Genomic DNA, 6,931 nt, shown 5'->3' with positions numbered 1-6,931 from the left:
TTCAGGATAATGATGAAGCACCTCTTCCCAACATTTCTATTGCTGATGCTGCAACAGTTACGGAAGGAGAAACTGCAACCTTTACTGTTAGTTTAGACCAAGCAGCAACAACAGATGTGACTTTTGAGTTTTCCACCAGCGATGAGGAGGCAACTGCAGACGCAGATTACACTCCCAATTCTGCTACAGTAACAATTCCTGCGGGAGAGACTGAAGCTACAATTTCCGTCGAAACTACTGATGATACAGAAATTGAAGCAGGGGATGAAACTTTTAATGTCACCCTTGCTAATGCTAATGGAGCAGTTATTGCAGACGGTACTGCCGTAGGTACAATTCAGGACAACGATGAAGCACCTGTTACTAACATTTCCATTGCTGATGCTGCACCTGTCCTCGAAGGATATACCACAAACTTTACCGTTAGTCTAGACCAACCCGCAACGGAAGATGTGACGGTTTCTTACACAACCACGGATGGTAGCGCGACTCAACCGGATGATTACACAGAAACTTCTGGCACAATTACTATTCCCACTGGCAGCACTCAAGCAAATATTACTGTACCGACAGTTTTGGATGCACAACAAAATGAACCTGATGAAACCTTTAATGTTAATCTTTCTAATCCCATAACTGGAGCGATCGCTAATAATACAGCTACGGGAACTATTCAAGAGAACAATGGAGTTGAATTACCAGACCTGCTCATCAGCGAACTAGATGCAGATTCGCCTGCATTTACTGGACAAGAAGCACAGTTTACCTACAAGGTGGAAAACCAAGGTCTAGCAACTTTGGAAGATACATGGGTAGACAAAATTTACCTTTCCACGGACGAACAACTGGATGCGGAAGATGAACTTTTAAGCGAATTTGAGATTAGTGCCAATATTCAAGTCGGTCAGTTCTACGAGCGCAATGTTACCTATTTCAATCCTCGATCGCCTGGGAATTATTATCTAATTGCGGCTGTTGATGCAGATGAAATAGTAGCAGAAGGTCAAGAGGCAAATAATACAGTTATAGCTCCCTTTGAAGTGTTGCCTGCTTACAGTGCAACTGTAACAACAGATGTGGAAGTAGGAGTTACTGGAGAAAGTATTTTATTAGAAGGAACAGCGCGTAGCAATGAAGATAATTCTCCTATTCCCTTTGAGTTTGTTTCAATTGAAATTGAAAATAATGGTTTCACCAGGGAGTTAGACGGGTTTACCGATGCTAACGGCAACTTTGTCCGAGAATTTACTCCTTTACCTGGAGAAGCGGGAACTTTTAATATTCGTGCTTTCTTCCCTGACAATGAGGGTGAAGATACTGGGTTTGAGGACAGTTTCAATGTTTTGGGTGCAACGTTTAATGAGGAGGAAGTCACTCACAAGATTTTTGCCGATACACCCTTCACCGCTGAAATTAGTCTGGAAAATCTGACGGATACACCCTTAACCGGGTTTACCTCTAATGTAGTAGATGCGCCCGAATCTTGGGATATTGAAGTTCAGGTTCCTGATACTTTGGCGGGAGATGCTACCAACAACATTAGCTATACAATTACAGCTCCCAATGAATCTCAAATTACTGAGGATACTTTTGAAATTCAACTCACGAGTGCGGAAGGAGCTACTGCAACTTTACCTGTTAATGTAGACTTAGAAAGGAATGTGCCTCGGTTAGTCACAGACGTTAGCACCATTAGCAGTGGAATGTTGCGGGGAGAGCAAACTTTTGTGGAGGTTGAGTTAACCAACGAAGGTGGAGCAATTGCTGAGAATATTGACGTTATTGCACCCGAAGCACCTTGGTTATCGGCGACTACAGACACCATTGAATCTCTAGCACCAGGGGAGTCAACAAATGTTACTTTGATATTGTCACCGGATGCAGAATTAGAGTTAACCCAGTACGAAGGCAATGTTTTCTTTGATGCTGCGGGGAGCGATGGAGATTTATCTGTTCCGTTTGAGTTTCGAGCTGTTAGTGATGCCATTGGTAGTTTACAGGTAAATGTGGTCAATGAGTTGTTTTATTTTACAGAAAGTGCGCCGAAGTTAAATGGTGCAGAGGTGACATTACGGGATTATTTTACAGGGGATGAACTGGGCAAAGTTACCACTGATGAGACTGGTATGGTTAACTTTGACGATTTGCCAGAAGGTTTTTATACTTTGGAAGTAAAAGCAGATGACCATAGTTCATTTAGTGAAACAATCCAAATTGATGCCGGGGAAAATGAAATTGTAAATTCTTTCTTGTCTCGTGAAACTGTTAAATATACTTGGAATGTTACTGAGACTGAGATTGAGGACGTTTACGATATTAGTGTAGAAAGTGTTTTTGAGACTGACGTACCTATTCCTACAGTTGTTGTCGAACCGCCTGTAATCGATCTGGAAGATTTACAAGTAGTTGGTCAGGTAAAACAGATTGATATGACCTTTACGAATCATGGTTTGATTGCTGCCAATGATTTGGGCATGAACTTTGGGGAGCATCCATTCTATAAAATTGAGCCTTTGATTGATGAAATTGGCAGTTTAGACGCGAAAAGTTCGATTACTGTACCTGTCAGGATTACCAGAATTGCTGATTTTGATACTTTAGAGCAAAGCAGTTCACAAGAAGACAATGGTATTGTTAATCGTAGTTCCATACAACTCAGGTCTGCTTCTGCTTCAAGTTCTTCAGTTTCTTGTGGTATTTCTGGTTCTTTTGACTACTCCTATATATGTGGCGATCGACAAGTTGGTCGTTCTGCATCAATTGCTTTCAATGGTGTAGATGGAAATTCTGGTTGTGGTATATCTGCTGGCGGTAGTGGTAGTGGTAGTAGTAGTGGTAGTGGTAGAATCAATGGAGCACCTGTCACTGTAAGTAGTTCTAATTGCGATCCTTGTGTAGAGCAAAATCAACAGCAACTTCCTGATGCTATATTAGCTGTTGGTAGTTGTATCCCTGGTCCTATTGGCATAGCTTTTACCACAGTTGGATGTGTTAGAGCTCTTTCAGATGGAGAGGCAACAATAGTAGATTTAGTAGGATGTACTCCTACTCAGGTAGGTTGTGCTGTTTCTGTCTTGAATTCTTTGAGTGGCTTTTGTTCTGATAATCTTCTCCAAGGAAGTTCTGTTCAAAGAAGTTCTGACACACTAAGGTTTGCTGCTAATGCTTCAGCAACAGGTACTGTTAGTGGAGCGCTAGATAAATTATCGGAGCATATTGAGCGCTGGCAGGCAATAATTGATAATTATCTACTCTACTTCGGAGATTCTATCTGGTTAGAAATTGAAGATGAGGAATCTTATAATAATTGGGTAAATTCTTTTGAACAAAAAATTCAAGGACAGGGCGATGCCAGAAAAATTACAGACCAAGAGCGTAATGAGTTACTAAATACACCCTTTCCTGAACCACTAACCGGAAGCGATATTAACAAATTCATAGATCGTTGGAATCGCACGATTGATTATGGAAAAGAAGGAATCCTTAACGTAGCTGATGTACCAGAGGGTCAAAGTACAGACTTTATTACTCTTGAAGATATTGAAAGAGTAGAAAATGCTCTGAATACATCTCTCGAACAAACTCAAGCAGAAGGATTTAATGACCTCAGAGAAGCAACTCTGGCGAAGTTAGAAGAGCTTGAAGAAGCTCTCGATAACGACAACGATGGAGTCTGCGCTAAAGTCCGCATTGAAATCGACCAAGAAGCAGTATTAACTCGCTCTGCTTTCCTCGGCGAACTCGTCATCGAAAACAGTAGCGAAGTAATCAGCTTAGAAAACATTGATATTGACCTAGAAGTATTAGACGAAAACGGTAACGTCGTCAACGAATTATTCGGCATCACCGACCCCATCCTAGAAAACATCTCCGCCGTTGATGGCTCAGGAATTCTAGGAACAGATTCCACTGGTAGCGCCGAATGGACTTTTATCCCAACCAACCTCGCCGCTCAGGAAACCCCCGAAGAATATAGTATTGGCGGCAGTCTCAGCTACCTGCAAGACGGCGAACTCGTCACAGTTCCCCTAGTCTCAACTCCCATTACCGTCTACCCCCAAGCAGAACTCACCGTAGACTACTTCCAACAACGCAACGTCTTTGGAGACGATCCATTCACCGATGCCACCGAAATTTCCGAACCATTCTCCCTGGGAGTATTAGTCAGTAACGAAGGTTTTGGAGCCGCCCAAGACTTAAGCATCACCTCCTCCCAACCCCAAATCATCGAAAACGAAAAAGGATTACTCATAGACTTCGAGATTATCGGTTCTCAAGTAAACGGAAATCCAGCAAGTCCTTCCCTCACCGTAGACTTTGGCAACATCGAACCAGGAGAAACCGCCGTTGCTGACTGGTTACTCAAATCCAGCTTGCAAGGAAAATTCATCGAATACGAAGCCACCTTTGAACACGTCAACGGTTTAGGGAACCCGGAACTATCCCTAATCAAAGAAGTCAACATTCACGAACTCATCCAAAAAGTTAAAGCAGATAGCGACGGACTTCCCGACTTCCTAGTTAACGGCGAATTCGATGCCAACTTCTATCCCGATATCCTCCACTTCAGCGACGGTACAACAGCACCAGTCACCGCCATCGACGACGTAACCGTTGACGCACCAGTGACAATTTCCGACCTAGAAGCAGAAATTACGATCGCTGCCACAGAAGGATGGACATACATTAATTTAGAAGACCCCGCCAACGGTCAATTTAACATTGAGAAAATCATGCGTTCTGATGGCACAGAAATAGACCCCGATAACTATTGGCGCACAGACCGCACCTTCCCTGCTACCGGGCAACCCATCTACGAAAATATTCTGCATATTCTGGATTTAGACAGCAGCGGAAATTACACCATTATTTATGACAGTGACGACAGCGCACCTCCAGAAGTACAGCAAATTATAGACGTAGACCCAAATCCCAGGAATACCCCTGTTCCCGACATCCAAGTTATCTTCACCGAACCCATCGCTGCTGATACCTTCGATGATCAGGATATTCAACTCACCCTAGATGATGGCAATAACCTAATTACCGACGCAGTTTCCGTAACTCAAATTGACCCCATTACTTTCCAAATAAACAACCTGAGTGGAATCACAGGAAACGTCGGACAATATCGACTCGCTGTTGATAGCACAGGAATCGAAGATTTAAGCGGAAATACCGGAGCAGGAACAGTCACAGAAAATTGGGTATTCACAGGAGACCGCCCCGCAGTTGCCACCATTGAAGGGTTTACTAGCAATCTGCTAACGACTCCCGTTGACACATTCACTGTCACCTTCACCGAAGCTATTGTTGCTGGAAGTTTCGACTATCAAGACATCACCCTAACTCGCAATGACGGTGGCAACCTAATAAATGACAAAGTTACTGTGACAAAAATTGATGACCTTACTTACGAAGTTGCCAACATAGCAAACTTGAGTAATACCGAAGGCGAATACGAACTCATTGTTGCAGCTAATAACGTTCAAGATATAGACGGCAATAACGGAGTCGGTGGAAAAGGGTTCACCTGGGAACTAGATAACAACGTACCCACCTTAACCGGAATTGATGAAATTACTAACGTTCGTAATATTGCCATTCCCAGTATAACTGTCACCTTTGACCAGGCGATCGCCCCCGAAACTTTCAGTTGGGAAGATATTACCCTCACAGTTGATGGCGGTGAAAATCTAATTACAGAAAATATAGAAATTGAGGAGCAAGAAATTGAGGAACAAGAAGAACAAGATGAACAAGATGAAACAACTTACGTCATCAAAGGCTTAATTCCCCTCCAAACCGAAGATGGAGAATATACCCTGACAGTCAATGGTTCCGGAATTACAGACAACGCTGGTAACTCAATAACTGACAACCTGTCCACCAGTTGGGAACTAGATACAATTGCACCTCTAGCTGCAACTAACATCCTAGTTAATGGTTCTAGCAACAATCCATCCGACTCAACCCAGGATGAAACCGACTACGGAGAATTCAGTATTACCAGCAATAATATTACCATTGCAGGAGACTTACCAGAAGAAAATCTACAAGTTTCTTTTACAGACATAACCACAGGAGACTCCCTCGGTCAAGCAACAGTAACAGGAACAAACTTCACTGGAAATATAGAACTCTCCGGAGTAGGGTCTCGCACAGTAGAAATAGCGATCGCCGATCGAGCAGAAAATTCCACAACAGGAACTCTCGAACTTTTCGCCGATGTCACCCTACCCACCATCCTAGAATTTTCCAACGTTCCAGAAACCCTAACAACAGACCCCGTAGAATTTATTGACGTCCGCTTTTCAGAAGCGATCGACATTACAACCTTCGACAACAACGACATTACCCTCACCCGCGATGGTGAAACTGTCTCAACCGATGGAATTACCATCGAAAATATTTCTGATGCCACCTACCGAATTCAGGGACTGACAGACTTAACCACAACCTTTGGTAACTACAGTTTAGGAATTAATACCACAACCATCCAAGACCAAGCTGGAAATTCGGGCACAGATACAGAATTTGCCAATTTTATTATTGATGAAATTGTGACTATTCCCCCAGATGTTACCGCACCCACCATCCTAGAATTTTCCAACGTTCCAGAAACCCTAACAACAGACCCCGTAGAATTTATTGACGTCCGCTTTTCAGAAGCGATCGACATTACAACCTTCGACAACAACGACATTACCCTCACCCGCGATGGTGAAACTGTCTCAACCGATGGAATTACCATCGAAAATATTTCTGATGCCACCTACCGAATTCAGGGACTGACAGACTTAACCACAACCTTTGGTAACTACAGTTTAGGAATTAATACCACAACCATCCAAGACCAAGCTGGAAATTCGGGCACAGATACAGAATTTGCCAATTTTATTATTGATGAAATTGTGACTATTCCCCCAGA

1 protein-coding gene is annotated in these 6,931 nt (G+C 43.0%); it reads left to right on the top strand.

Annotation, left to right across the window (positions count from 1 at the left end):
* Positions 1 to 6,931: Calx-beta domain-containing protein (locus F6K23_RS06175; RefSeq protein ID WP_293152234.1), on the top strand; the 6,931-nt coding region annotated here is incomplete at both ends.

Origin of the sequence: Okeania sp. SIO2C9, from assembly GCF_010672455.1 — a bacterium.
In the GTDB taxonomy this organism is placed as follows: Bacteria; Cyanobacteriota; Cyanobacteriia; order Cyanobacteriales; family Microcoleaceae; genus Okeania.
Note: the sequence above shows the minus strand (reverse complement) of the source record. Positions and strands in the feature narration are given on the sequence as shown.